This is a genomic window from Micromonospora sp. NPDC003816, from assembly GCF_042874705.1.
Taxonomy (GTDB): Bacteria; Actinomycetota; Actinomycetes; order Mycobacteriales; family Micromonosporaceae; genus Micromonospora.
Map to the genome: position 1 here is coordinate 92,662 of NZ_JBIANP010000002.1, position 25,137 is coordinate 117,798.

23 protein-coding genes are annotated in these 25,137 nt (G+C 72.3%); 8 read left to right on the forward strand and 15 right to left on the reverse strand.

Going from position 1 to position 25,137, the window contains the following annotated elements:
- Positions 1–278: 278 nt before the first annotated feature.
- Both ACFYTT_RS06670 and ACFYTT_RS06675 read right to left on the reverse strand, forming a co-directional pair.
- Positions 279–464: a DUF397 domain-containing protein gene (locus ACFYTT_RS06670; protein ID WP_387258003.1), complete on the reverse strand. Its 186-nt coding sequence runs from the start codon at positions 462–464 to the stop codon at positions 279–281.
- Positions 455–1,225 (reverse strand): helix-turn-helix domain-containing protein, encoded by a 771-nt coding sequence (locus tag ACFYTT_RS06675; protein ID WP_387258004.1) that lies wholly within the window; start codon positions 1,223–1,225, stop codon positions 455–457. The genes ACFYTT_RS06670 and ACFYTT_RS06675 overlap by 10 nt, the downstream gene beginning before the upstream one ends.
- 728 nt (positions 1,226–1,953) lie before the next feature.
- Between ACFYTT_RS06675 and ACFYTT_RS06680 the strand changes: the two genes are divergently transcribed.
- Both ACFYTT_RS06680 and ACFYTT_RS06685 read left to right on the forward strand, forming a co-directional pair.
- Complete coding sequence (locus ACFYTT_RS06680; RefSeq protein WP_131056637.1) at positions 1,954–3,300, forward strand: aspartate aminotransferase family protein; 1,347 nt, start codon at positions 1,954–1,956, stop codon at positions 3,298–3,300.
- 9 nt (positions 3,301–3,309) lie between these two features.
- Positions 3,310–4,686 (forward strand): NAD(P)/FAD-dependent oxidoreductase, encoded by a 1,377-nt coding sequence (locus ACFYTT_RS06685; RefSeq protein ID WP_387258005.1) that lies wholly within the window; start codon positions 3,310–3,312, stop codon positions 4,684–4,686.
- 187 nt (positions 4,687–4,873) lie between these two features.
- Here the strand turns inward: ACFYTT_RS06685 and ACFYTT_RS06690 are convergent, their stop codons facing one another.
- On the reverse strand, positions 4,874–5,245 hold the full coding sequence (locus ACFYTT_RS06690) for a DUF3499 domain-containing protein (protein ID WP_387258006.1): 372 nt from the start codon (positions 5,243–5,245) through the stop codon (positions 4,874–4,876).
- Positions 5,246–5,394: 149 nt separating this feature from the next.
- Here ACFYTT_RS06690 and ACFYTT_RS06695 point away from each other — a divergent pair, with 149 nt between their 5' ends.
- Complete coding sequence (locus ACFYTT_RS06695) at positions 5,395–5,844, forward strand: metallopeptidase family protein (protein ID WP_117229420.1); 450 nt, start codon at positions 5,395–5,397, stop codon at positions 5,842–5,844.
- Between the two features lie 76 nt (positions 5,845–5,920).
- Here the strand turns inward: ACFYTT_RS06695 and ACFYTT_RS06700 are convergent, their stop codons facing one another.
- From ACFYTT_RS06700 to ACFYTT_RS06725, 6 genes are all read right to left on the reverse strand, one after another.
- Positions 5,921–6,178 (reverse strand): WhiB family transcriptional regulator, encoded by a 258-nt coding sequence (locus ACFYTT_RS06700; protein ID WP_013731688.1) that lies wholly within the window; start codon positions 6,176–6,178, stop codon positions 5,921–5,923.
- 448 nt (positions 6,179–6,626) lie between these two features.
- On the reverse strand, positions 6,627–6,923 hold the full coding sequence (locus tag ACFYTT_RS06705) for a phospholipase (protein ID WP_357216703.1): 297 nt from the start codon (positions 6,921–6,923) through the stop codon (positions 6,627–6,629).
- A 177-nt stretch (positions 6,924–7,100) separates the two neighbouring features.
- Entirely contained in the window at positions 7,101–8,495 is a 1,395-nt protein-coding gene (locus tag ACFYTT_RS06710) for a DUF4331 domain-containing protein (RefSeq protein WP_131055614.1), read from the reverse strand.
- A gap of 179 nt (positions 8,496–8,674) precedes the next feature.
- Entirely contained in the window at positions 8,675–8,962 is a 288-nt protein-coding gene (locus tag ACFYTT_RS06715) for a hypothetical protein (RefSeq protein ID WP_131055616.1), read from the reverse strand.
- A 157-nt stretch (positions 8,963–9,119) separates the two neighbouring features.
- On the reverse strand, positions 9,120–11,654 hold the full coding sequence (locus ACFYTT_RS06720) for a bifunctional FO biosynthesis protein CofGH (protein WP_176092710.1): 2,535 nt from the start codon (positions 11,652–11,654) through the stop codon (positions 9,120–9,122).
- Positions 11,655–11,737: 83 nt separating this feature from the next.
- Complete coding sequence (locus ACFYTT_RS06725; protein WP_176092709.1) at positions 11,738–12,757, reverse strand: hypothetical protein; 1,020 nt, start codon at positions 12,755–12,757, stop codon at positions 11,738–11,740.
- Positions 12,758–12,855: 98 nt separating this feature from the next.
- Here ACFYTT_RS06725 and cofD point away from each other — a divergent pair, with 98 nt between their 5' ends.
- The gene (gene cofD, locus ACFYTT_RS06730) at positions 12,856–13,824 is read left to right on the forward strand and encodes a 2-phospho-L-lactate transferase (protein ID WP_387258007.1); all 969 of its coding nucleotides are present in this window, start codon (positions 12,856–12,858) and stop codon (positions 13,822–13,824) included.
- Positions 13,821–14,909: a coenzyme F420-0:L-glutamate ligase gene (locus ACFYTT_RS06735; protein WP_176092707.1), complete on the forward strand. Its 1,089-nt coding sequence runs from the start codon at positions 13,821–13,823 to the stop codon at positions 14,907–14,909. The genes cofD and ACFYTT_RS06735 overlap by 4 nt, the downstream gene beginning before the upstream one ends.
- Before the next feature lie 52 nt (positions 14,910–14,961).
- Here the strand turns inward: ACFYTT_RS06735 and ACFYTT_RS06740 are convergent, their stop codons facing one another.
- A complete protein-coding gene (locus ACFYTT_RS06740) occupies positions 14,962–15,951 on the reverse strand; it encodes a helix-turn-helix transcriptional regulator (RefSeq protein ID WP_176092706.1) in 990 nt (329 codons plus the stop codon).
- A 325-nt stretch (positions 15,952–16,276) separates the two neighbouring features.
- On the opposite strand from ACFYTT_RS06740, the gene ACFYTT_RS06745 reads away from it, so the two are divergent.
- Positions 16,277–16,891: an NUDIX hydrolase gene (locus tag ACFYTT_RS06745; protein WP_176092705.1), complete on the forward strand. Its 615-nt coding sequence runs from the start codon at positions 16,277–16,279 to the stop codon at positions 16,889–16,891.
- Here ACFYTT_RS06745 and ACFYTT_RS06750 read toward each other — a convergent pair.
- Together ACFYTT_RS06750 and ACFYTT_RS06755 are read right to left on the reverse strand one after the other, a co-directional pair.
- Entirely contained in the window at positions 16,860–17,951 is a 1,092-nt protein-coding gene (locus ACFYTT_RS06750; protein ID WP_131055952.1) for a mannose-1-phosphate guanylyltransferase, read from the reverse strand. The two genes, ACFYTT_RS06745 and ACFYTT_RS06750, sit on opposite strands and share 32 nt — an antisense overlap.
- Before the next feature lie 48 nt (positions 17,952–17,999).
- Positions 18,000–19,145 carry a glycosyltransferase family 1 protein gene (locus tag ACFYTT_RS06755; RefSeq protein ID WP_131055950.1) on the reverse strand — a complete coding sequence of 382 codons (1,146 nt, stop codon included), beginning with the start codon at positions 19,143–19,145 and terminating at the stop codon, positions 18,000–18,002.
- Between the two features lie 151 nt (positions 19,146–19,296).
- On the opposite strand from ACFYTT_RS06755, the gene ACFYTT_RS06760 reads away from it, so the two are divergent.
- Positions 19,297–19,986, forward strand: coding sequence for a TIGR03089 family protein (locus ACFYTT_RS06760; RefSeq protein ID WP_176092704.1), 690 nt, complete (start codon positions 19,297–19,299; stop codon positions 19,984–19,986).
- A gap of 382 nt (positions 19,987–20,368) precedes the next feature.
- On the opposite strand, the gene ACFYTT_RS06765 is transcribed toward ACFYTT_RS06760, so the two are convergent.
- Both ACFYTT_RS06765 and ACFYTT_RS06770 read right to left on the reverse strand, forming a co-directional pair.
- Positions 20,369–22,339, reverse strand: a complete 1,971-nt coding sequence (locus tag ACFYTT_RS06765; protein ID WP_176092703.1) for an acetoacetate--CoA ligase — start codon at positions 22,337–22,339, stop codon at positions 20,369–20,371.
- 177 nt (positions 22,340–22,516) lie between these two features.
- Complete coding sequence (locus tag ACFYTT_RS06770; RefSeq protein WP_131057119.1) at positions 22,517–23,041, reverse strand: acyl-CoA thioesterase; 525 nt, start codon at positions 23,039–23,041, stop codon at positions 22,517–22,519.
- A 23-nt stretch (positions 23,042–23,064) separates the two neighbouring features.
- Here ACFYTT_RS06770 and ACFYTT_RS06775 point away from each other — a divergent pair, with 23 nt between their 5' ends.
- Entirely contained in the window at positions 23,065–23,715 is a 651-nt protein-coding gene (locus tag ACFYTT_RS06775) for a hypothetical protein (protein WP_176092701.1), read from the forward strand.
- A 60-nt stretch (positions 23,716–23,775) separates the two neighbouring features.
- Here ACFYTT_RS06775 and ACFYTT_RS06780 read toward each other — a convergent pair whose 3' ends face one another.
- A complete protein-coding gene (locus tag ACFYTT_RS06780; RefSeq protein WP_387258008.1) occupies positions 23,776–24,939 on the reverse strand; it encodes an acyl-CoA dehydrogenase family protein in 1,164 nt (387 codons plus the stop codon).
- Between the last annotated feature and the right edge of the window lie 198 nt (positions 24,940–25,137).

Genomic DNA, 25,137 nt, shown 5'->3' on the forward strand with positions numbered 1-25,137 from the left:
CCGCCCGCCCCCACCCACTCGCCCTCGCGCCCTCGCGCCCTCGCGCCCTCGCGCCCTCGCGCCCTCGCGCCCTCGCGCCCTCGCGCCCTCGCGCCCTCGCGGCGATCATGGAGTTGTGGTCGCGGAAACGCGCCGATCGCCCTGGTTTGTCGCTGCCACAACTCCATGATCGCCGTGCGGGGAGGGCCGCGCGGGAGGCGCGGTGCCGCGCGGGGAGGGCCGTGCGGGGAGGGCCGTGCGTGAGGCGCGGGTGCGGTGCGGGAAGGCCGTGCGGGAGGTCAGCGCGGGGGTGTGGCGAGGAACGCGCGCCAGGCGTCGGGAGCGAAGGTCAGGGTGCCGCCGGCTCGATCCTTGCTGTCGCGCACCAGGACCCGGCCGGGCAGGTTGTCGGCCACCTCGACGCAGTCGCCGCCGTTGTTGCTGCTGCGGGTGGCGGTGCGCCAGCGGGCGTCGGTCATGTCCATGTCGTCGCCACTTCCCTGATCAGCTCGATGGACCGGCGGCGGGGCAGCGCCTCACCGGTGACGCTCTCCCATCTCGCGCCCAGGCTAGCAAGGTCGGCACGCTCGGTCACCACCTGACCGCGCAACTGATTGTCCAGATAGGCCGCCTCACCGCCGTCCGGCGTCCGGGCCAGCACGAACGGCCCGGCCAGGCCGGTGTGCCACGGGTTCTCCGCCGGGATCACCCGGACCTGCACGTGCTCCCGCTCGCCCCACTCGGCCAGGTGGAGCAGTTGCCCGGCCATCACCGCCCGGTCGCCGCCCACCCGCCGACGCAGCACCACCTCGTCGATCACCGCCACCAGTTGCAGCGGCACCTCGCGCTCCAGCACCCGCTGCCGGGCCAGTCGCGCCGCCACGATCTCCTCCACCTGCACCGGCGCCACCAGGCCGCCGGTCGCCAGCACCGCTCGGGCGTACGCCTCGGTCTGGAGCAGGCCCGGCACCAGCAGCGGCTGGTACGACCGCAGCGAGCTGGCGATCTGCTCCAGTTGGGCCCACTCCTGGAACCAGGGCATGTCCCGGCGACGGTGGGGCTCCGGCCAGAGTTCCTTCGACTGGCATCCGAGGACGGCGGCGACGGCGGCCCGGGTGCCGGGATGCGGGGTACGCCCGTCGGCCACCCAACGGCCCGCCGTCTTCGGGTCGACGCCGACCTTCCCGGCCAACGACTGAGCCGTCTCGCCCTTGTCCGCCATCGCCAACCGCAGTGTCTCGTTCATCTGCCGACCTCCGTCCACGCGTCACGTTGCGCCGCACGCTAGACACTCTGGGTGGCGCTGTCCGCCCGGTCTCGGCGTGTTGCGGGCGGGACTGTTTCGCGCATCTGAGGTGCGACCGAGATGCCCCTCGAATGCCCTGGACAGGACGCACTACCCGACGCCCACCATTCACCTCCACCACCCACCTGCGGGCGAGGCGGGTCCGGTGGCGGGAGCGGGCGGGGCAGGCCCGCCGACGCTAAGGTCGCCGGCCGGCGCCGGTTCGGCCATCACATCGCGAACATGGACCTTGGAAAGTTTCCGTTAGTAGATAACGGAAACTGTCCAAGATCTCGACTGATCGACAGCGAGGCACCTGACCTCCCACCAGCCGCCTTTGCTCTGCTTCAACCAGCGCACTGCCGTCGAACGAAAACCGTTGCGGTGGTTGAAGCAGAGCAAAGGCGACCGAGAGGTCACCCCGCGAGCCGGACAACGCTGATCGCGAACTGGCGCGCGCGAAGATCAGTGGGACCCGACGAGCTGACGCGCCGGACCCGCAGGAGGACACCGCGCAGGGCAGTGGCGATGCGGAATCCGTTGCACTAAGTCGGATAAGCTCGCTAAATCCGTTGCATCGAGGCGTAAGTTCAACCGATTGCACTTGCCTCGCGGCGGCGGGCTGTGGGATAACCGTGAACAGAGCGGCCGGTGAACCCCTGACCGGCCCGAGACCCGATGGGGCTGACATGGCGAACGCCACCGACCACCTCTGGATGCACTTCACCCGGATGGCGAGCTACTCCGCAGGCGAGGTACCGACGATCGTGCGCGGCGAGGGCGCGTACGTCTGGGACTCGCAGGGTCGCCGCTACCTGGACGGCCTCGCCGGGCTCTTCGTGGTCAACGCCGGCCACGGTCGCACCGAGCTGGCCGAGGCCGGCGCCAAGCAGGCCGGGGAGCTGGCGTACTTCCCGCTCTGGTCGTACGCCCACCCGACCGCCGTGGAGCTGGCCGAGCGGATCTCGGAGCTGGCCCCGGGCGACCTCAACCGGGTCTTCTTCACCACCGGCGGGTCGGAGGCGGTCGAGGCGGCCTGGAAACTGGCCCGGGCGTACTTCAAGCGGGTCGGCAAGCCCACCAAGCACAAGGTGGTCAGCCGGTACATCGCCTATCACGGCACCTCCATGGGAGCCCTGTCGATCACCGGGCTGCCGGGCATCAAGACGGACTTCGAGCCGCTGGTGCCGGGCGGGATCAAGGTGCCGAACACCAACTTCTACCGGGCTCCGGAGCACGGTGACGACCCGGTGGCGTTCGGTCGCTGGGCCGCCGAGGAGATCGGACGGGCCATCGAGCGGGAGGGGCCGGACACCGTCGCGGCGGTCTTCCTGGAGCCGGTGCAGAACTCGGGCGGCTGCTTCCCACCGCCGCCCGGCTACTTCGAGCGGGTCCGCGAGATCTGCGACGCGTACGACGTGCTGCTGGTCAGCGACGAGGTGATCTGCTCGTGGGGTCGGCTCGGCGAGTACTTCGGCGCGACCCGTTACGGATACCAGCCGGACATCATCACCACCGCCAAGGGCATCACCTCGGGGTACGCCCCGCTCGGCGCGATGATCGCCAGCGACCGGCTGATGGAGCCGTTCCTCACCGAGACCGGCATGTTCGCCCACGGGGTGACCTTCGGCGGGCACCCGGTCTCCTGCGCGGTGGCCCTGGCCAACCTGGAGGTCTTCGCCCGTGAGGACCTCGTCGGGCACGTACGCGCCAACGAGGCGGCCTTCCGGTCGACCCTGGAGAAGCTGCACGACCTGCCGATCGTCGGCGACGTCCGGGGCGACGGCTACTTTTACGGCATCGAGCTGGTCAAGGACAAGACCACCCGGGAGACCTTCGACGAGGCCGAGTCGGAACGACTGCTGCGCGGCTTCCTGTCCAGCGCGTTGTTCTCCGCCGGGCTGTACTGCCGGGCCGACGACCGGGGGGACCCGGTGGTGCAGCTCGCCCCACCGCTGATCGCCGGGCAGCAGCAGTTCGACGAGATCGAACAGATCCTGCGCGGCGTACTCACCGAGGCCTGGACCAGACTCTAGGAGGCGGTGGTGGCCTACCAGGACCTGTCGTACTGGCTGTCCACCGTGGACGAGCCGTTGACGCCACGCCCGCCGCTGGCCGGTGACACCGTCGCCGACGTGGTCATCGTGGGCGCGGGCTACACCGGACTGTGGACGGCGTACTACCTCGCCGAGGCCGAGCCCGCCCTGCGGATCGTGGTCCTGGAACGCCAGGTGGCCGGCTTCGGCGCGTCCGGGCGTAACGGCGGCTGGTGCTCCGCGCTGCTGCCCACCTCGCTGACCGCGTTGGCCCGGCGGCACGGCCGGGACGCCGCGATCGCCATGCAGCACGCCATGCACGACACGGTCCGCGAGGTCGGCCGGGTGGTCGCCGCCGAGGGCATCGACTGCCACTGGTCGTACGGCGGCACCGTGGTGTTGGCCCGGAGCGCGCCGCAGGTGCAGCGCGCCCGGGCGGCGGTGGCCGAGGCGCGGCAGTTCGGTTTCGGCCCGGAGGACCTGGACCTGCTCGGTCCGGCGGAGGCCGTCGCCCGGTGCGGTGCCACCGGGGTACGCGCCGCCACCTACACGCCGCACTGCGCGGCCGTGCACCCGGCGCGGCTGGTCCGTGGCCTGGCACGTGCCGTGGAACGCCGGGGCGTCACGATCCACGAGCGCACCCCGGTCACCGAGATCCGGCCCCGCGCGGCGGTCACCCCGGCCGGCACCGTACGCGCCCCGGTGGTGATCCGGGCGACCGAGGGCTACACGCCGGCGCTGACCGGGCACCGGCGGGCCCTCGCCCCGGTCTACTCACTGATGATCGCCACCGAGCCGCTGCCCGACGAGACCTGGGCCGAGATCGGGCTGGCCGAGCGGGAGACGTTCTCCGACCACCGGCACGTCATCATCTACGGCCAACGCACGGTCGACGGCCGACTCGCCTTCGGCGGGCGGGGTGCCCCGTACCACTTCGGCTCGCGGGTCCGGTCCGACTACGACCGGGAGCCACGGGTCTTCGCCGCCCTCCGCCGTACGCTCGGCGACCTCTTCCCGACGCTCGGCCCCGACGTGCCGGTCACGCACACCTGGGGCGGTCCGCTCGGGGTGGCCCGGGACTGGGCGGCCTCGGTCGGCTACCACCGGGCCGACGGGCTGGGCTGGGCCGGCGGGTACGTCGGCGACGGGGTGGGCACCAGCAACCTCGCCGGTCGTACGCTGGCCGACCTGATCCGGAACGAACCGACCGAGCTGACGCGCCTGCCCTGGGTCAACCACCGCTCGCCCCGATGGGAGCCGGAGCCCCTACGTTGGCTCGCGGTCAACGCCGGCCTCCGCCTGATGCTCTCCGCCGACGAACGCGAGTCCCGTACCGGCCGGGCATCCCGCCGCGCCGCCACCTTCTCCCGCCTCCTAGGCCACTGACCCCCTCCCCCGCCCCCTCCCACCCCGCCTCCCGCCCCGCCTTGACGCGTTGATCAAGAAGTTTGGTCGGCCCAGGCGCCAAAAAATCGGCGCAAACTTCTTGATCAACGCCGCCGGGCGCGGGCGGGCGCGGGCGGGCGCCGCCGGGCGCGGGCGGAGAGCGCGGGGTGGGGTGAGGGTGCGGGGGTCAGTGCGTGGGGGGGATTACGCGGAGGTGGCCGCGCCGCGAGGAGGTGGTGGGGGGTGTGGCCTGCTGGGTCTGGTCGTCCTGCGGAGGGCGGGGCGCCGGGCGGGCGGCTTCGCGGACCGCCTCGGCGAGCGCGACCAGGTCGTCGGTGGTGGGCGGCGGGGGCTCGAACTCGCCCTCGTGCCGGACCACCTCCCAGCCGCGCGGTGCGGTCAGGCTCCGGGCGTGCGGCTCGCACAGGTCGTACGTGTGCGGCTCGGCGAAGGCGGCGAGCGGACCCACCACGGCCGTCGACTCGTTGTAGACATAGGTCAGCGTGGCGACCGCTTGCCGGGGGCAGCCGTTACGGGAGCAGCGCCGTGGTGACCTCACGGGCGCAGGGTATCCCCATTACCGGGTCCGGCGCACCGGTTCGCGTTACGACACGCCCGTCTTGGTGATCACATTTCGGCCCGGGGCGCGGCGCGCCAGGTGGCGGCGCTGATGCGGGCGGGGGCGCGGTGGCGGCTACCCTTTGGCTCATGACGAGTCCGGAGAACCGCCGCCCCGGCCCCGGCCGGCGGGCGCACCGCGACCGGCACGGGCGCGGTCTGCGTGGGCGGCTGGTGCCGGCGACTGTGCCGTTGGCGCGCACCAAGGCGGAGATCTTCGACGACCTGGTGCTGGACACCGTCGAGACGCTGGAGCGACGCTTCGCCAAGGAACTCGCCGGGGTGGAGTTCGCCGTCGAGGACGTCCCGCCGGATCTCAACGTCTATGACACCGACGTGCTGGAGGACGGCGAGGTGCCGTTGGCCCGGCTGCTGCCGGGTCGGCCGGGACGTCAGGAGGTGCCACCTCGCATCGTGCTGTACCGCCGCCCGCTGGAGTTCCGGGCCATGGACCGCGAGGATCTCGCCGACCTGGTGCACGACGTGATCATCGAGCAGGTGGCGAACCTGCTCGGCGTCGACCCGGACGAGTTGGCCTGACCCGGCCGCCGTGACCCCCCACGGCACATCGTCACCCCCGGGGCGGGACGTCCCCCGACCGTCCCTTCCCGACGACTCAGGCTGCTCGCCGCTTGAGCTTGCGCCGCTCACGCTCGGAGAGCCCACCCCAGATCCCGAACCGCTCGTCGTGGCCGAGAGCGTATTCGAGGCATTCGGTCTTGACCTCGCACCGCGAGCAGATGCGCTTCGCTTCGCGGGTCGAGCCGCCCTTCTCGGGAAAGAACGCCTCCGGGTCGGTCTGCGAGCACAGCGCTCGCTCCTGCCACTCCGGCGCGTTTCCGAGCAGGTCGGCCGCCTCGAGCTGGCCGTCCATCAATTGCCTCCTTGTCGCGCACCGGCGCCATCGCCGCTGCAACCCCCCACGCGAAAGGCGTGCTTGTCCGTCCGGTCCCGTTATGATGCGGTTCGTGCGAACAACCCCATTCAAATTACACGCGTGTAATGCGTGCGGCGTCAAGCCAAACTTGATAATGGAGTCGCCCTCCCGACACGCACCCGGTCTCGCCCTGCCCTATCGATTCAGACCCCGGCCGAGTAACGCCCTCTCCGGCGAGTTGCCCGAGTTTTCTCCCGTGGCGCACGGCCCGGGACAGCGGTGATCACACCCCGCGCCGGCCTTCGGAAGGCCACCCGACAAGATCGGTTGATCTTGACCCGCAAGATTAGCCCGACTTCGCCGGGACCGCCCGTCCACCGGGCATACGACGACCGCGCCCCGTCCACATCGTGGACGGGGCGCGGTCGTGAGACAGTCGGCGCGGTCAGTCGGAAGTCGCGGAAAGGCTGGTGGGCCACGTGAATTCGGAGACCACGCCACCGGCCACCCGGACCGTCCCGGCGGGCGTATCGTCGTCCCACCAGACGGTATAGGTACCTGCCGGTAGGTCCGGGTAGACCGCACTGTGGAAGGTACCGTCCAGGACCTGCCGCTCGCGTACGGCGGAGTGGGTCCGCGGCTCGTCGTCGTGGTCCGGGCGGCTGACCTCGATTTCCCGACCGAGCAGGTGACGTCCGGTGTGCACGATCAGGGCACCGGTCTCCCCGCCCAGGTCAAGCACAACAGTCGCGCTCCCCGTCGGACCGTATGTGTGCACATGCCCGCTCATGCCGACCCTCCGCTACGCTCCGCGCCGGCACGAGGGCCGACCGCACCGATGATTCGCTCGCTCATGCCGTCCTCCGCTGCGCTCCGCGCCGGCACACCCCTGAGTCGATGACTCGCTCGCTCCGCTCGCTCATGCCGCCGCTCCCGGGTTGTTGAAGCCGTCGTAGGGCGTACCGAGGAAGGGGAAGTTGCGCAGGAACGGCGCGGTCACGTCGGCGGCGCTCAACCCCGGGGTGACCGCGGCGGCCGCCTCGTCCGGCTGGAACTTCCGGTCCACCAGCGGCACCGTCAGACCCGCGATGGCCCGCAGCGCGATCGTCACCACGTCGTCGGTGACCCGCCGACCGTTCGGGAAACCGGCCAGGTCACCGGCGAGTACGCCGATGGCGTTCGGGCGGCGGGCCGGCGGGATCGCGGTGTTCAGGCGCAGCATGTCGGCCTGCACGTCGCCGGTGGCGTTGGTGAAGCCGTCGATCAGTCCCTCCGGGACACCGGTGAGCAGGATCGCGACCAGGTCCGCCCGCGCCTTCTCGGACTTGTTCAGCTTCTCCAGGTTGGGGAAGACGCCCGGGTAGAGCACCGGCAGCAGGGCGGCCAACTCGGGTCGCTCGACGAACTTCGCGAACCGCTTGTCCTCCGACGGCGGCAGGGTGTTCCACAGGTCCTTCTGTGCCATCGGCACGATGACCTCGTTGAACAGTGGGTTGCCCAACCTGGACACCTGGGTGAACGGCCCGGTGCTCGTGTCGGCGGCCACCCTGTCGCCGAGCACCCGCACCTGGCGGCGGGACGCCGAGGTCCAGACGCCGATCACCGAGGCGGGTTCCTGCCAGTGATACCGGTTCGCCTTGCGGCGCGCCCGGTCCAGCGGCACCTGGAGGGCGATGCTGTGCACGTTGAGCCGGTCGGTGGTGTTCACCGGCGTGCCGGGCTCCCGGAAGATCTTCTTGCCGGCCACGTGCAGCTGCTGGAACGGGCGCAGCGTACCGAGGTCGAAGATCGCACCGAGGTCGACGAAGAAGCCGTCGGCGCGCTGCCCGGCGAAGACCTTCTCGCCGGTGGAGAGCGAGAAGGTGGCCTGGCGGACCAACTCGCCGTACTTCGGGGTGGAAAGTGGGCCGACGTTGCACGGCGGGCAGGGCAGTTTGCGCGCCAGCCGCTCTTCCCGTCCACCGGCGATCCGGGTCAGGCTGTAGAACTGCCGTCGGTTCCAGTTCTCGCTGTCCAGCGAATCGATCGGCCCGGTGTTGTAGAGAAAACTATTCGGGTTCGTGATTTCGGTGGTGAATTCGAAACGGTAGGTGACGTCCGGCTGCCCGTCACCGTTGTTGTCGATGTGGATCTCGTAGCGCACGTCGTCGCCGAACTCGAAGAAGTTCGGGCCGCCCGAGGGCAGTTGCAACGGTACGTAGTTGGCGATCAGCGTCACCGTGTCCGGACGGTCCGGCGTGACGAAGGCGTACAGGTCCGACGAATCGGCGACCGGATCCTTGGCGATCTCCGGCGCTTCGCGGTGTGACGACATGACGAACCCACCTCACGGGGCAAAAGTGTGCATTGGACGGACGGCCGGGCGCCGAGAGCCCGCGCCGGACCGGAGTACGCGGCCGCCCGTACGGCGGCGGCGGGTGACCGCTCAGCGCCGGTGACGGGCGCCGCGGTCGGCAACGCCCGGCGTGGCGGGCGGAGGTCGGGTGGGCACGGTCAGCGCCGGGCGGCGGCCTTGCGCAGCCGGTCCGCCAGACCACGGTCCCGCACCTCGATGCGGGACTGGCCCACGAAGACGTCCATCGTGCCGGAGCGGGCGTCGCGCAGGTGCACCACGATCGTCTCGTCCGCGCCGGCCGCGACCCCCTTGTCGTCGTCCCCGGCGGCCGAGAGGCCCGGCACCGCCAGGGCGGCGGCGCCGAGCGTGGCGCTGGCCGCAGCCGTCAACGTCTGCCGGCGGGTCAGTCGCGGCCACTGCCGCGTCCGCCTTCTCTCAGTGATCATGGCCAACCTTTCCGGCGGCGCGCAGGCGCCCGCAAGGACGGACGGGGGTCGCCGCACGGACCGCGAAGGCCCCCGAATCTCGGGTGCCGGCGGCGGTCCTCGCCGATCCCGCCGCCGGCATCGACAGGTACGGCCGGGGACGCGCGAAGGTTCGACGCTAGGCGCTGAGGTGACCGTACGAAGTCGTACGCCTACGCGCCGGACGACCGGCCGCCGTCGCGATCGCCCGTAGCTGCTCCTCGGTCCGCGCGGAACCGTTGCCCGAACCGGCCATCCGCGAGATGGTCTCCTCCATCAACGTGCCGCCCAGGTCGTTGCAGCCGCTGCGGAGCATCTCGACCGTGCCCTCGTCGCCCAGCTTCACCCAGGAGCACTGGATGTTGTCGATCCGACCGTGCAGGAGCACCCGGGCCATCGCGTGCACCACCCGGTTCTCCCGCCAGGTCGGCCCCGGCCGGGCGATGCCGGCCAGGTAGATCGGGGCGTTGGTGTGCACGAAGGGCAGCGCCACGAACTCGGTGAACCCGCCGGTGCGGTCCTGCACACCGGCCAGCACCCGGAAGTGCGCCAGCCACTGCCCGGGATGGTCCACGTGGCCGTACATCATCGTGGAGCTGGACCGGAGGCCCAGCTCGTGGGCGGTGCTGACCACCTCGACCCAGGCGGCGGTCGGCAGTTTGCCCTTGGTCAGCACCCAGCGCACCTCGTCGTCGAGGATCTCCGCCGCCGTCCCGGGGATGGTGTCCAGCCCCGCCTCGCGCAACCCGGTCAGCCACTCCTTCACCGACACCCCGGCCTTCGCGGCGGCGGTGGCGATCTCCATCGGGGAGAAGGCGTGCACGTGCATCCGGGGCACCCGCGCCTTGATCGCGCGGACCAGGTCGGCATAGACGGTGACCGGCAACTTCGGGTCGATACCGCCCTGGATGCAGACCTCGCCGGCACCGGCGTCCCAGGCCTCCTGCGCCCGGTCGGCGACCTGCTCCACCGACAGGCGGTACGCGTCGGCGTCCCGCTCCCGCTGCGCGAAGGCACAGAACCGGCAACCCACGTAGCAGACGTTGCTGAAGTTGATGTTGCGGTTGACGACGTACGTGACGTCGTCGCCGACCGTGTCCCGGCGCAGGTCGTCGGCGCGGCGGCAGAGTTCGTCCAGCGCCGGGCCGTCCGCGCCGAACAGCGCCATCGCGGCGTCGGCGTGCCGGGGTTCGAGGAGCGCCGCCGGGTTGTCGGCGGCCAGCCGCAGCCCCGCCCGCAGGTCGGCGTCACCGGCACCGGCGGCGACCGACCGACCGGCCGGACCGGCGGGCGGTACGGCGACCTTGGCCGCCACCTCCGACCAGTCCCCGTAGACGTGGTCGAAGTCGCCCCGCCGGTCCTCGGTCCGTCCCGTGCGGTCGATGTCGACGTGCAGATCGGTTCGCCCGCCGAAGGTCTCGTCCGGCTCCTGCCAGGGACGGCCGACCGGCCGGGCCGACTCCACGGCGAGCCCGGTCGCCGGCTCGGCCAACGCGGTGACGTGCGGCAGCAGGCGCGGATCCAGCCACGGCTCACCGGCCCGGACGTACTCCGGGTAGACGGTCAGCCGCTCGCGCAGCGTGAACCCGGCGGCGGCGGTACGCGCCGCCAACTCGTCGAGCTGCGGCCACGGGCGTTCCGGGTTGACGTGGTCCGGGGTCACCGGCGAGACGCCGCCCCAGTCGTCGATGCCGGCCCGCAGCAACAGGTCGTACTCGCCGGCGATGAGGTTCGGCGGCGCCTGGATGCGGGCCTTCGGGCCGAGCAACAGCCGGGCCACCGCGACGGTGGCCGCCAGGTCGTGCAGTTCCGCGTCCGGCATGCCGCGCATCGCGGTGTCCGGCTTGGCGCGAAAGTTCTGCACGATCACCTCCTGGAGGTGGCCGTACTCCCGGTGCGCCCGCCGGATGGCGAAGATCGCGTCCACCCGTTCGGCGGGCGTCTCGCCGATGCCGATCAGGATGCCGGTGGTGAAGGGGACGCCGACCCGACCGGCGTCGTCGAGCACCCGCAACCGGACCGCCGGTTCCTTGTCGGGCGAGCCGTAGTGCGGGCCGCCCGGCTCCGACCAGAGCCGGGTCGCGGTGGTCTCCAGCATCATCCCCATGCTGGGCGCGACCGGCTTGAGCCGTTGCAACTCCGACCAGGAGAGCACGCCCGGATTCAGGTGCGGCAGCAGGCCCGTCTCCTCCAGCACCGCCACCGCGCAGGCCCGCACGTAGTCAAGCGTGGATTCGTAACCCCGCTCGTCCAGCCACTGCCGGGCCGCCGGCCAGCGCTCCTCCGGCCGGTCGCCGAGGGTGAACAGCGCCTCCTTGCAGCCCTGAGCCGCACCGGCGCGGGCGATGGCGAGCACCTCGTCGCGGTCGAGGAACGCCGCCGGCAGCCGGTGCGGCACCGTGGCGAAGGTGCAGTAGTGGCAGCGGTCCCGGCAGAGCCGGGTCAACGGCACGAAGACCTTCTTCGAGTACGTGACCACACCCGGCCGCCCGGCGTCCCGCAGGCCGGCGTCGCGGATCGCGCCGGCGACGTCGAGCAGTTCGGTGAGGGCGGTGCCGCGCGCACTCAGCAGTGCGGACGCCTCGTCGACGTCGAGCGCCCGGCCGGCGGCGGCCCGACGCAGGGCCCGGCGGACGGCCGCCTCCGCAGGCCCAGGCTCGCTGCGATCAACCATCCGCCCAGCCTAGGCGCTGGCACCGGCGGCACACCCCCCACGTGGGCAACCGCACCCGGCCGCCCGGCCGGGTGTCACGCCGGTCAGGCCGACTTGTCGCCCGGGTCGATCCGCTGGGTGCGGTCGCCCTCACCCGGAGGCGGCGTCGCCTGGCCCGGCTCGGTGCTCTGCCGGGGGATGGTCTGGGTCGGGTCGGCCGACGGGGGCTGCCCGAAGGGCGGTGCCGCCGGAGAGGTCGGCGCCGGCGGCTGCGGCGGCACGACCGGCTGGCCGTGCGGCGGCCAGGTGTGCGGGGCGGACGGCGGCCCGCCGGGCGCCTGGCCCGCCACCGGCCAACCCGGCTGCGGCTGGTCCCCGCCCGGCTGACCACCGGGGAATCCGCCCGGCTGAGAACCGGGGTAACCCCCCGGCTGGCCGGGGTAACCGCCGGGCTGACCCGCGCCCGGGTAGCCGACCTGGCCGGGGTATCCGCCGGACTGCTCGCCACCGGACCAACCGCCACCCGGACCGGGCTGCTGCTGCCACCCACCCGGGTAGCCACCGGGCTGCCCCGGGTTGCCCTGCGGGGCCCAGCCCTGCTGCGGGCTGCCGTACAGTCCGGGCTCCTGCTTGGGCTTGGGCACGTGGTAGAGCCGCCGCCAGACGGTCCAGACCACGTACGCCGCCGCGCCGAACAACGCCACCCAGGCCGCCCGGACGAGGACGCCGGTCAGGGCGTCGAAGATTTGTGCCTCGGCCAGCCGGCCGACCGTCCAGATCAGCAGCGTCAGGCCGCCGAGCACGACGCTGACCGCGTACTCGACCAGAGCCACCTGCGTGATCAGCTTCGCCTTGCCGACCACCGGGGCGAGGTGGGTGGCGAGCAGCACCGCCAGCAGCGGCAGGACGATCGCCTCCAGCCCGACGAAGGCGAAGAACGCGCTGCCCGCCCGGCCGGTCACCGTGCTGTAGGCACCCTGCGGGGTGACCAACCGGATCAGCGCGACGAAGAGGAAGACGGCGTTCGCGCCCAGGAGCACGAGGGCGACGAGTTCCCGAAGCGGCCCGGTCACCTGACGGGCCGGGGTCGGTTCGGTGGGCGGTTGCTCCACGGGGCTGGTCACGGACTCTCCCTGGGGGCGAAAGCGGACAGGTGCCGACGTGAGCCTAGTCTCCCCGGACGACTGGCCGACGGAGGCGTCACGTAGGCGAGGATGGGCTGATGCGTGTCGTGGTTCTGACCGGCGGAATCGGGGGTGCCCGGTTCCTGCTCGGGGTGCGTGCGTACGCCCGTGAGGTGGGTGCCGAGGTGACCGCCGTGGTCAACGTCGGCGACGATCTTCGCCTGCACGGGCTCCGGGTCTGCCCGGACCTGGACAGCGTCATGTACACCCTCGGTGGCGGGGCGGACCCCGAGCGCGGCTGGGGTCGTACCGGCGAGAGCTGGACGGTCAAGACCGAGTTGGCCGCGTACGGTGCCGAGCCGAGCTGGTTCGGGCTCGGCGACAAGGACCTGGCCACCCATCTGGTACGCACCACCATGCTCGACGCCGGGTACCCGCTGCACCAGGTGACCGACGCGTTGGCGACCCGCTGGCAGCCCGGCGTACGCCTGCTGCCGGCGACCGACGACCGCCTGGAGACGCACGTCGTGGTGACCCCGCCCGACGAGGCCGGCGACGGCACCGACGGGCAGCGGGCGATCCACTTCCAGGAGTGGTGGATCCGGTACCGCGCCCAGGTGCCGACGCACCGGTTCGTCTTCGTCGGTGCGGAGGCCGCGAAGCCGGCGCCCGGCGTGACGGAGGCGATCGCCGACGCCGACGTGGTGCTGGTGGCACCGAGCAACCCGGTGGTCAGCATCGCGCCGATCCTCGCCGTACCGGGCGTGCGGGCGGCGCTGACCGGCGGTCCGGCCCCGGTGGTCGGGGTGTCGCCGATCATCGGTGGCGCGCCGGTACGCGGCATGGCGGACCGGTGCCTCTCGGTGGTCGGTGTGCCGTGCACCGCCGCCGGGGTCGGCGGGCTGTACGGGAGCCGGGCCGACGGCGGCCTGCTCGACGGATGGCTGGTCGCCGAGGAGGATGCGGACACGGTGGTGCCGGACGTGACGGTACGCGCGGTGCCGCTACGGATGACCGACGAGGCGGCGACGGCGGCGATGGTCCGCGCCGCGGTGGAGTTGACGTGAGACTGGAGATCCTGCCGGTGCCGGGCATCGGCCACGTGACCGAGGGCGACGACCTGGCGGCGCTGATCGGAGGCGCGGCACCCTGGCTGCGCGACGGCGACGTGCTGGTGGTGACCAGCAAGATCGTCTCGAAGGCGGAGGGGCGGCTGGTGGACGTACCCGCCGACGGCCCGGACCGGCAGGCCGCCCGCGACGAGGTGCTGGCCTCGGAGACGGTCCGGGTGGTGGCGTCACGCGGCCCGACCCGGATCGTGCAGACCCGGCACGGCTTCGTGATGGCGGCGGCCGGCATCGACGCCTCGAACGTCGACAAGACCCGGCTGGTGCTGCTCCCGGAGGACCCGGACGCCTCGGCCCGCGCACTCCGCGCCGGCCTGCGGGCCCACAGCGGCGTGAACGTCGCCGTGATCATCAGCGACACCATGGGTCGGCCGTGGCGCAACGGGCTCACCGACGTGGCCCTCGGCGTGGCCGGGATGGACGCGATCCGGGACCACCGGGGCGAGGTCGACCCGTACGGCAACGAGCTGGTGCTGACCCAGATGGCCGTGGTCGACGAGTTGGCCGGCGCGGGCGAACTGATCAAGGGCAAGTGCGACCAGATGCCGGTCGCGGTGGTCCGGGGCTACCTCACCGCGGGGCAGGACGACGACGGCGACGGCGCCCGGGTGCTGGTGCGGGACGCCTCGATGGACCTCTTCTCGCTCGGCACCGCCGAGGCCCGGGCGGCCGGGCTGGCCGACGCCGCACACCTGCCGGACCGCCCCGGCGAGTCCCGCCCCGATCCGGCGGTGGTCGCCGCGGCGATCGCCTCGGTCATCGACGTCGTCGCCCCCGGCACCGTGTTCACCCAGGTCGTCGACGACGACGTACGCGCCGGACTGGTCAACACCGTGCCCGGCTGGCCGGGCCGCGCCACCGGACTGGTGCTGTGCTCCCCGCCCACCCCGGTCGGCCCGGTGCAGCTGGTCAGGTTCGGCACCGACGTGCAGAAGCTGCGGACCGCCCTCGCGGCCCACCACGTCCCCTCCCAACTCCTCCCCCCACCGCCGGCCACCACCGCCGCCGCCTCCCTGGCCCTCTGAGGACCCGCCACCGGGCCCGCCCGGTCGAGAGCCGACCGCCGGTTCCGCTCGATCAGGGGTTGAGCAGGGCGCGGCCCAGCGGGGTGGGGGTGTGCAGGACGGTGTTGCGGTCGCGGTGGCTCACCAGCAGGCCGGCGTTGCGCAGCACGGTGGTGTGCTGGCTGGCCGCCGCCGCCGAGATCCGCAACCGGCGGGCCAGCTCGCCCGTGCTGCACCCGCCGTCGGTGGCGGCCAGGACCGCCGCCCGGGTCCGGCCGAGCAGCGCCGCCAGCGCCGTACGGCCGGTGCCGGCGCCGTCGGCCCCGTCGACGACGAGTCCACCCAGCCGGTCCACCGGATAGACCAGCACCGGCGGCAGCTCCGGGTCGACCAGCGCCACCGGTGTCTTCGCGCAGAAGAACGACGGCACCAGCAGCAGCCCCCGCCCCAGCAGGTGCAGTTCACGGCTGTTCGGATAGTCGGGGATGTGCAGCACGCCGGACTCCCAGCGCACGCCGGGCCGCAGGGAGGTCAGCAGACCCTCGATCCCGCCGTCGAGCATGGCCCGCGCCCGCCGGTTCCGGTCGGCGTCCACCGCCGCCTGCACCCGCTCCCAGTAGGGACCGAGCGCCAGGTCGCGGTACCGGCTCATGGCATCGGTCAGGTCTTCCAGCGCCCGCGGCTCGCCCCGGGCCACGGCGTCGGCCCCGGTGGGCAGGCTCCGACCGCTGGCCAGCCGGCTCAGGTCGCGGTGCAGCAGGGTGGCAGGGGTACGCCGCAGCGCCTCCATCCCGGCCTCGAACCCGCCCACGCTCTCGTGCGGGGTGAGGAAGTCCGGGAAGTAGCCACGCGGCGGGTTCAACGCCAGCAGCAGCCGCAGCCCGTCGGCGTCATCCTGCCGGCGCAGGCCGCGCATGACCTCACGTCGCCAACCGGCGAGCAGTGGGTCCCGGCTGCGTCCGGGCAGCAGGTGCAGGCTCAGCACCACTTCCCAGATCGGGTCCGCAGCCGGAGCGACTCTGGTCCGGAGGATGTCCTCGCCGGAGAAGTGGATCTTCAGCATGGAACGGCTCCCCGTCACCCGACCGAGGGACGCCCGGCGACGCTAGGCACTTTACCTGGGACACATCGCCTTGGTCTGTTAAGCGTGGGCTAAAAGACCTCGACTCGCGCCGCACGGGTCCGCCATGCTCTGCGTGCCGCAGGGACAGCACGCATCGCGTGCCGCCACTGCGGAGTCCGGGGGCCGCAGGACGGCTCGACCGGGTGGCACCGCACGAGGGTCTGCGGCTCACGCTTCCGCAGGGGTGCCGCCCGGTCGTCCACCGTCCCGCCCCGCAACTCCCCTCCCACCCGCCCGTACGCTGTGCGGGACGGAAGGAGGGGCCGTGTCGACGCCTCACGCGACCGAGGAGCACCCGCAGGCCCCGGAGCACGGTTGGGCCGCACTGCACACCGACGCGTCGGCGGTCCTCACCGGATGGACGCCGACCAGCCCGGACGCCGCGACCGCCCGGGACCGCACTCTCGACCTGCTGACCGCCGGACCGGTCGCGATGAGCCGCGAGCACCGGGCCGGACACGTCACCGCCAGCGCCCTGCTGTTCGACTCGACCGGCACCCGCGTGCTGCTCTGCCTGCACCGCAAGTTCCACCGCTGGGTGCAGCTCGGCGGGCACTGCGAGTCGGGCGACCGGACACTGGCCGGGGCCGCGCTCCGCGAGGCGACCGAGGAGTCCGGCATCACCGGCCTGCGGGTGGACCCGGTGCCGATCGACGTGGACGTGCACGAGGTCGGCTGCCAGGGCGGTTCCCTGCACCACGACGTACGCTTCGCCGTCATCGCCCCGCCCGGCGCGGTCGAGACGGTCAGCGCGGAGTCCGAGGCGCTCGGCTGGTTCCCGCCGGACCAACTGCCGCAACCGCTGGCCGGCGGGACCGCACGGCTCATGCCACCCGGACTGGCCGCGTTCAGACGAGCCGGTCCTCACCTCGCGCCTTGAGTTCGTCCACGATCGCCTTGACGTCCTGGGCGCGATCGCGCGGGCAGACCAGCAACGCGTCCGGCGTGTCGACCACGATCAGGTCGCGCACGCCGACGCCGGCCACCATCCGCCCGGACTGCGGCACCACCACACACCCGCTGCTGTCGCGCAACAGCACCTCGGCCTTGACGTCGCCACCGATCACCACGTTGCCGGCGTCGTCGGTCGGCAACACCTCACCGAGGGTGTGGAAGTCGCCCACGTCGTTCCAGCGGAAGTCGCCCGGCACCGTGGCGACCCGACCGGCGCTCGCCGCGCCCTCCATCACCGCGTAGTCGACCGAGATCTTCGGCAGCGTCGGCCAGACCGCGCCGAGCACGTCGTCCTGCTCGGGGGTGCCCCACACCGCCGCGATCGCGGTCACGCCGGTGTGCAGGGCGGGCTGCTGGCGGGCCAGCTCGGCGAGGAACGCCGACACCCGCCAGACGAACATGCCGGCGTTCCACAGATACCGACCGGACCGGACGTACGCCTCGGCGACCTCGGCGTTCGGCTTCTCCTTGAACTCGACGACCGGACGCATCGGACCGTCACCCACCGGATCACCGGTCTGGAGGTACCCGTAGCCGGTCTCCGCCCGGGTCGGGGTGATCCCGACGGTCATCAGCAGACCCTGGTCCGCGCCCCGGACCGCTGCCTCGACCGTCTCCACCCACCGCTCGGGCTGACCGATGAGGTGGTCCGCCGCGAACGACCCCATCACCGCGTCCGGGTCCCGCACCGCGATCACCGCCGCGGCCAGCGCGATGGCCGCGCAGGAGTCCCGCGGCGACGGTTCGATGAGGATGTTCTCCTCGGGGAGCCCGGTCAACTGGCGGGCCACCGCCGCCGCGTGCGCGGCTCCGGTGACCACCATGGTCCGCTCCGGAGTGGTCAGCGGCGCCGCCCGCTCCACCGTCGCCTGGAGCAACGAGGCCGGGGTGCCGGTGAACGGGTGGAGGAACTTGGGATGGCCGGAGCGGGACAACGGCCACAACCTTGTGCCACTGCCACCCGCCGGAATGACGACATAGATCACCAGGACATCATGCCCGAACCGCCCGCTCCGGGTGCCGGGTTGCCACCGTCAGGCGCGTACTCGTGACCAGGCGGCGATGTGCACCTCGGCGCTCGACTCCCAGGTGAACTCCTTGGCCCGGTCGAGTCCGGCCTTGGCCAGCGACAACCGACGCGGCTCGTCGTCGAGCAGCGCGACCAGGTCGGTGGCGATCTGGTCCGGGTCCTCACTGGTGTACGCCACCGCCTCACCGCCCACCTCGGGCAGGGAGAGCCGGGGCGTGGTGAGCACCGGTGCGGCGCACGCCATCGCCTCCAGCACCGGCAGACCGAAACCCTCCCCGTAGGACGGATACGCGGCCACCAGGGCACCGCCGAGGAAACCGGGCAGGTCGGCGTACCGCAGATAACCGGGGCGCAGCAGCCGCAGGTGCGACGGCACCTCGGCGGCGGCCCGGTCGATGTCGTCGTCGTGCCCCTGACCACCGGCGATCACCAGGGCCGGCGGGTCCTCCCGGTCGGTGACCGCCCGGGCCCACCCACGGATCAGGTTCGGCACGTTCTTACGCGGCTCCTTCGCGCCGTGGAAGGCCACGTAGCTGCTGCCACCCAGGCCCAGCCGGGCGCGTACCCGGGCCTTCTCCTCGTCGCCGGGGGCGTGGAAGGCGTCCTGGTCGACACCGTGGTAGGCCACGTCGATCCGGGTCGGATCGGCGTCCAGCAGCCGGATCAGCTCGTCCCGGGTGGCCTTGCTCGGCACGATCACCCGGTTGGCGCGGCGCAGCGAGGTCTTGATCGCGCTGCGGAAGAACGTCCGGCGGGACTTGTCGTAGTGCTCCGGCTCGGTGAAGAAGGTCGCGTCGTGCAGGGTCACCGTGACCGGGCAGCCGGCCCGCAACGGGCAGGTGTAGAAGGGCGAGTGCAGCACCTCGGCACCGACCTGCTGCGCGAGCAGGGGCAGGCCGGTCTGCTCCCAGGCGAGCCGGGCGGGACGGTGCGCGACGGCGGCGGGAGCGGGGACGATCTCGGCTCCGGGCAGCATCCGGCGATAGCGGTCCAGGTCGGTGCGGAGACTGACCACGACCAGTTCCACCGCCGACCCGCACACCTTGCCGAGGGCGCCGAGCAGACCGTCGACGTATCTACCGACGCCCCCGCGGTCGGCGGGGACACTCGTGGCGTCGATGAGCACGCGGGGCGGGCGACCGGCGGTCACGGGGCGACTCCTTGTGGTGGCGGGACTGTGGGGAACAACACTTCGGGCAAGCCTACGCCGGTGCCGAGTACGGACGCTGACTCCGACCCGACGGTTCGCCGACTTGTGACTGTCATCGAGTACGCGCGGCGGCGGCGTATCGTTCGCGCCGATGGCCGACAACATTGCCCGCGTCCTGCCCGACGCGATCGCGACCGACCCGACCCGACCGCTGCTCACCTGGTACGACGACGCGACCGGTGAACGCACCGAACTCTCCGGCGCCACGTTGACGAACTGGGTGGCCAAGACCGCCAACCTGCTCGTCGACGAACTGTCGCTCGGGCCCGGTGACACTGCGGCGGTGCTGCTGCCACCACACTGGCAGACCGCCGCCGTGCTGCTCGGCTGCTGGTCGGCCGGCCTGACCGTGGCCGATCGACCGGGTGCCGTGGACGTCCTGTTCGCCACCGCCGACCGGGCCGCCGAGGCGGACGCCTGGTCGGCCGCCGACCGGTACGCGCTCGCCCTGCACCCGTTCGCGCTGCCGCTGCGGGAGGTGCCGTCCGGCTTCGCCGACTACGTGACCGAGGTACGCGCCCACGGCGACCACTTCGGCGCGTACCCGCCCGGCGGACCGGGCCACGTCACGCTGCGTGAGCGGGCGACCGCCCGCGCGACCGAGTTGGGCATCTCCCCGGGCGAGCGGGTCCTGATCGACGTGGACGCCCTGCCCGACCCGGTCGACTGGCTGCTCGCCCCGCTCACCGCCCGCGCGTCGACCGTCCTCTGCGCCCACCCCGACCACACCCGACTACCCACCCGAGCCACCACCGAAAAAGCCACCCGAACCCTCCCCTGAGCCCCTTCCCCCCGCTCCCCGCCTTCCCCGCCCCACACCCGCCCCCGCCGCCCTGCCCCCGCCCACCGTGCCGCGCCGGCACTCCGCACGTCTTCCCCTCCTCCGTCGATCATGGAGCTGTGGCCGACGTTCCGCCCACATTCACCCCTTTCGCCCTCGCCCCGAGTCCATGATCGACGGGGCAGTCAGGGCGAGGCGGGGCGAGCGGCGCGCGGCAGGTGTGGGGGGCGCGTTGATCAAGAGGTTTGCATCGGGGACGGGCGGGATTTGGACGCAAACCTCTTGATCAACGCGGCGGGGAGGGGCGGGCGGCGGGGAGGCGGGGGCGGCGGGGAGGGCGGGGAGGGCGGCGGCTGGGGTGGGGTGGGGTGGGGTGGGGTGGTTAGGGGGTGGGGCGGGATTGGGCGAGGGTGGCGAAGGCGGTCAGGGAGTCGGGGTTGGCCAGGGCGCCCTTGGCGGCGGCCTGGTCGACCGGGGTACCGGTGAGGATCTTCTTGACCGGTACCTCCAGCTTCTTCGCCGACAGGGTCCGGGGCACCGCGCGCACCTGGTGGATCTCGTCGGGGACGTGCCGGGGTGAGAGGGCGGTGCGCAGCTCGCGGCAGATCGTCGCGCGCAGATCGTCGTCGAGGGTGAGGCCGTCGGCGAGGACCACGAAGAGCAGCAGCTCACCGGCGCCGCCCTCGTCGTCCTCCAGGTGTACGACCACCGAGTCGACGACCTCGTCCAGCCCCTCCACCACGGAGTAGAACTCGGCGGTGCCCAGGCGTACGCCGCCCCGGTTCAGGGTGGCGTCGGATCGACCGGTGATCACGCAACCACCGCGCGCGTTGATGGTGATCCAGTCGCCGTGCCGCCAGACTCCGGGGTAGACGTCGAAGTACGCCTCCCGGTAGCGGGTCCCGTCGGGGTCGTTCCAGAAGCCCACCGGCATGCTCGGCATCGGCGCGGTGATGACCAGTTCGCCCAGTTCGCCGATGACCGGGGTGCCGTCGGCCGAGCGGGCCTCCACCCTGGCGCCGAGCGCCCGGCAGGTGATCTCACCGGCGTGCACCGGCAGCAGCGGCACGCCGCCGACGAAGCCGGTGCACACGTCGGTGCCACCGGACAGCGACTGGAGTTGCAGGTCGGTGCCGACCGTCTCGTACACCCAGGTGAAGCCCTCGGCGGGCAGCGGCGCACCGGTCGAACCCAGCCCGCGCAGCGCGGACAGGTCGGCGATCTCACGCGGGGCCAGGCCCGCCTTGCGACAGGCCAGCAGGTACGGCGCCGAGGTGCCGAAGTAGGTGGTGCCGGTCTCCTCGGCGAGCCGCCACAGCCCGCCCAGGTCCGGGTGGCCCGGGTTGCCGTCGAACAGCACGATCGTCGTGCCCACCGCCGGGCCGGAGACCAGGAAGTTCCACATCATCCAGCCGGTGGTGGTGAACCAGAAGAACCGGTCGGCGGGACCGAGGTCGTGGTGCAGGGCGAGCATCTTGAGGTGTTCCAGCAGGATGCCGCCGTGCCCGTGCACGATCGGCTTGGGCAACCCGGTGGTGCCCGAGGAGTAGAGCACGTACAGCGGATGGTCGAACGGGACCGGGGTGAACGTCGCCGGTTCGTCGGTCTCCGCCGCCAGCTCGGCCCAGGAGAGCGCGCCGGCCGGGGCCGGGGCCGCCGGGTCGAGGTAGGCGATGCTCACCGTGTGCCGCAGCGACGGCAGCGCGGCGCGGATCGCGGCCACCTCGGTACGCCGGTCCACCGGCTTGTCGCCGTAGCGGTAGCCGTCCACCGCGACCAGTACGGTCGGCTCGATCTGCTGCCAGCGGTCGGTGACACTGCGGGTGCCGAACTCCGGCGCGCACGAGGAGAAGATCGCCCCGAGGCTGGCCGTCGCCAGCAGCAGCACGTACGTCTCGGGGATGTTCGGTGCGTACGCGGCCACCCGGTCGCCGGTGCCCACGCCGAGCCGGCGCAGCCCGGCGGCCACCCGGCGGACCTGGTCGCGCAGTTCGGCGGCGGTCAGGGTGACCGGGGCACGGGTCTGCGAGTGCGCGATCACCACCGGGTCGTCGTCGGCGCGGCCGGGCATGCGCAGCACGTTCTCGGCGTAGTTGAGCGTGGCGTCGGGGAACCACCGGGCCCCCGGCATGTCGCGGGCGCCCAGGGTGGCGGTCGGCGGGGTGTGCGCGACGACCTCGAAGTGGTCCCAGATCGAGCGCCAGAAGGCGTCCAGGTCGGTGACCGACCACCGCCACAGCGCGTCGTAGTCGGCGAAATCGAGCCCCCGGTTCTCGGCGAGCCACCGCAGGTACGTCCCGATGCGTGAGCGCTGGAGCACGTCCGCCGGCGGCGTCCACAGCACGTCCGTCACTGGTCCACTCCTCCCCTGGCCCGGCACGACGCTGTGCGGTGGGCCGTGGCGTCATCCTGCCCTACCGTCGCGCATCCGCTGCCGTCACCGGTGCGCCCGGATGTAAGGAAGGGCACCTTGTTAACGCCTGCGGTAGTACCGGGGTCCCCTGCTAACGCAGCAGGCCACGACAACCGCTCAGCCGGACTCGCTCCGCGCGTGCTGGATGGCGCGGCGGCGGGCGAGCCGGTGCGCCCGGCGGATCTCCGCCTCACGCCAGCGACGGCTGTCCTCCGCCGTCTCCGGCAGCACCGGCCGCACCGCCCGTGGCGCGCCGCCCACCTCCACGCCGACGAAGACGAGGTACGCGGTGGCCACCCGCACCGGCTCCGCCTCGGCCGAGTCCCAGCGCTCGGCCATCACCCGTACGCCGACCTCCATCGACGTCGACCCGGTCCAGTTGATCTGGGCGTACGCGTGGATCAGGTCACCGACCCGGACCGGCTCGGAGAAGACGATCTCGTCGATCGCGGCGGTGACCGCCGTACCCCCGCTGTGCCGGGCCGCGGCGGCACCGGCGACGTCGTCCACGAACTTCATCAGCACCCCGCCGTGCACGGTGCCGTAGAGGTTCACGTCCACCGCCGTCATGATTCGGCTGAGGGTCACGCGGGAGTACGACGTCGGCTTGCCCGGTGGCGCGGCGGAGGGGTGCTCGGTCATGGCGGAAACGGTACGGTGCGCGGATGCGACATCTGTGGAGCTTCCTCGCCGGGCTGGTGGTGGCACCGGTCACCTGGGTGCTGGTCACCCTGGGGCAGGACGGGTCGGCCGGCACAGTCGACCGGTGGGTGGAGATCGGCACCTCGAACACGGCCAACCTGATCGAACCGGCCGTCTATCTCGCCGTCGGCGGCATCGTGTTGGGCCTGCTCGGCACACTGCGCATCTCACCGCTCGGCCCGCTGGTGGCCGGGCTGCTGCTGATCACCCCGTACGTCGGGCTGTTCGTCGCGCCCTTCCGGGTCCGCGAGCGCATCCCGGCCGACTGGGAGTTCCTCGGCGACCCGCTGCCGCTGCGGCTGCCGGTGCAGAACGGCACCCTGTTCCTGATCGGCCTGCTGCTGCTGATGGCGACGTTCAGCGGGCAGCGGTGGCGGCGCTGGCCGAGGCCCGCACCGGTGGTGCCGCCGCCGGCCGAGGCGACGACCCAGGACCTGCCGGTGACCGAGTGGCCGCCGCCGCAGTCGGCGGAACGGGACACCGAGCCGCTGAGCCTCGGCTACCCGGACCCGGACGACACGCCGACCGAGCCGCTGCCCCGGCGTACCAGTGGGACGTCGCCCTGGTCGGCACCGCCTGGCGGCCTGCCGCGACAGGACGACGCGCGCAACTGATCGAACGGAGAGAAGGGCTCCGCCCGGTGGCCGTGTGCCACCGGGCAGAGCCCTCCGTCGTCAGTCCTTGAGCAGCTGGCGGGCCATCACGATGCGCTGCACCTGGTTGGTGCCCTCGTAGATCTGCGTGATCTTGGCGTCCCGCATCATCCGCTCGACCGGGTAGTCCCGGGTGTAGCCGTAGCCGCCGAGCAACTGCACCGCGTCGGTGGTGATCTCCATCGCGGCGTCCGAGGCGAAGCACTTCGCCGCCGCACCGAAGTACGTCAGGTCGGCGTCACCCCGCTCCGACTTGCCGGCCGCCGCGTACGTGAGCTGCCGCGCCGCCTCCAGCTTCATGCCCATGTCGGCGAGCATGAACTGCACACCCTGGAACTCGGCGATCGCCTTGCCGAACTGCTTACGCTCGGCCACGTACCCCTTGGCGTAGTCCAGCGCACCCTGCGCGATGCCGAGCGCCTGCGCGGCGATGGTGACCCGGGTGTGGTCCAGGGTCTTCATCGCGGTGCCGAACCCGGTCCCCTCGGCGCCGATGATCCGGTCGGCCGGGATCCGGACGTTGTCCAGGTAGACCTCGCGGGTCGGCGAGCCCTTGATGCCCAACTTCTTCTCCGGAGCACCGAAACTGACCCCCGGATCGGACTTCTCGACCACGAAGGCGGAGATGCCCCGCGACCGCGCGGTCGGGTCGGTGACGGCGAAAACCGTGTAGAACTCGGACACCCCGGCATTGGTGATCCACCGCTTCACGCCGTTGAGCACCCAGGTGTCGCCGTCCCGCACCGCCCGGGTGGTCATCGACGCCGCGTCGCTGCCGGCCTCCGGCTCGGAGAGGCAGTACGAGAACATCGCCTCACCGGCGGCGACCGGGGTCAGGTAGCGGCGCTTGAGGTCGTCGGAGCCGGCCAGCAGCAGCGGCATGGTGCCGAGCTTGTTCACCGCCGGGATCAGCGACGACGAGGCGCAGGCCCGGGCGACCTCCTCGATCACGATCGCGGTGGCCAGCGCGTCGGCGCCCGCACCGCCGTACTCCTCGGGGATGTGCGGGGCGTGGAAGTCGGCAGCCCGTAACGCGTCGTACGAAGCCTTGGGGAACTCACCGGTCTCGTCGGCCTCGGCAGCCTGCGGCGCCACCTTCGCCGCACAGACCTCACGGACGGCTTCCCGGATCGCCTGGTGCTCCTCGGGCAACCGATACACATCGAACGAGTGCTCTGCGGGCATGCCGGCCCCTCCCCTTCACCGCTACTATGCGCAGTCTGTAGCGTCACCTGGACGGCCATCGCGCAGACTGAAGGATAGCCACCACCGTTCGAGCCATGTTACCGGCGCGTAGGCTGAGCCGGGACGGAGCATCGACGCCGGTCGGCGATGATGGAGTGCAGACAGCAGAATCACCCCCCTCCGGTGCCCCGCCGAGGC

Coding starts and splice junctions, on each gene's coding strand:
- ACFYTT_RS06670 (WP_387258003.1), bottom strand. CDS start 464: ATGGACATGACCGACGCCCGCTGGCGCACCGCCACCCGCAGCAGCAAC.
- ACFYTT_RS06675 (WP_387258004.1), bottom strand. CDS start 1,225: ATGAACGAGACACTGCGGTTGGCGATGGCGGACAAGGGCGAGACGGCT.
- ACFYTT_RS06680 (WP_131056637.1), top strand. CDS start 1,954: ATGGCGAACGCCACCGACCACCTCTGGATGCACTTCACCCGGATGGCG.
- ACFYTT_RS06695 (WP_117229420.1), top strand. CDS start 5,395: ATGACGAGTCCGGAGAACCGCCGCCCCGGCCCCGGCCGGCGGGCGCAC.
- ACFYTT_RS06700 (WP_013731688.1), bottom strand. CDS start 6,178: ATGGACGGCCAGCTCGAGGCGGCCGACCTGCTCGGAAACGCGCCGGAG.
- ACFYTT_RS06710 (WP_131055614.1), bottom strand. CDS start 8,495: ATGTCGTCACACCGCGAAGCGCCGGAGATCGCCAAGGATCCGGTCGCC.
- ACFYTT_RS06715 (WP_131055616.1), bottom strand. CDS start 8,962: ATGATCACTGAGAGAAGGCGGACGCGGCAGTGGCCGCGACTGACCCGC.
- ACFYTT_RS06720 (WP_176092710.1), bottom strand. CDS start 11,654: ATGGTTGATCGCAGCGAGCCTGGGCCTGCGGAGGCGGCCGTCCGCCGG.
- cofD (WP_387258007.1), top strand. CDS start 12,856: ATGCGTGTCGTGGTTCTGACCGGCGGAATCGGGGGTGCCCGGTTCCTG.
- ACFYTT_RS06740 (WP_176092706.1), bottom strand. CDS start 15,951: ATGCTGAAGATCCACTTCTCCGGCGAGGACATCCTCCGGACCAGAGTC.
- ACFYTT_RS06760 (WP_176092704.1), top strand. CDS start 19,297: ATGGCCGACAACATTGCCCGCGTCCTGCCCGACGCGATCGCGACCGAC.
- ACFYTT_RS06770 (WP_131057119.1), bottom strand. CDS start 23,041: ATGACCGAGCACCCCTCCGCCGCGCCACCGGGCAAGCCGACGTCGTAC.
- ACFYTT_RS06775 (WP_176092701.1), top strand. CDS start 23,065: ATGCGACATCTGTGGAGCTTCCTCGCCGGGCTGGTGGTGGCACCGGTC.
- ACFYTT_RS06780 (WP_387258008.1), bottom strand. CDS start 24,939: ATGCCCGCAGAGCACTCGTTCGATGTGTATCGGTTGCCCGAGGAGCAC.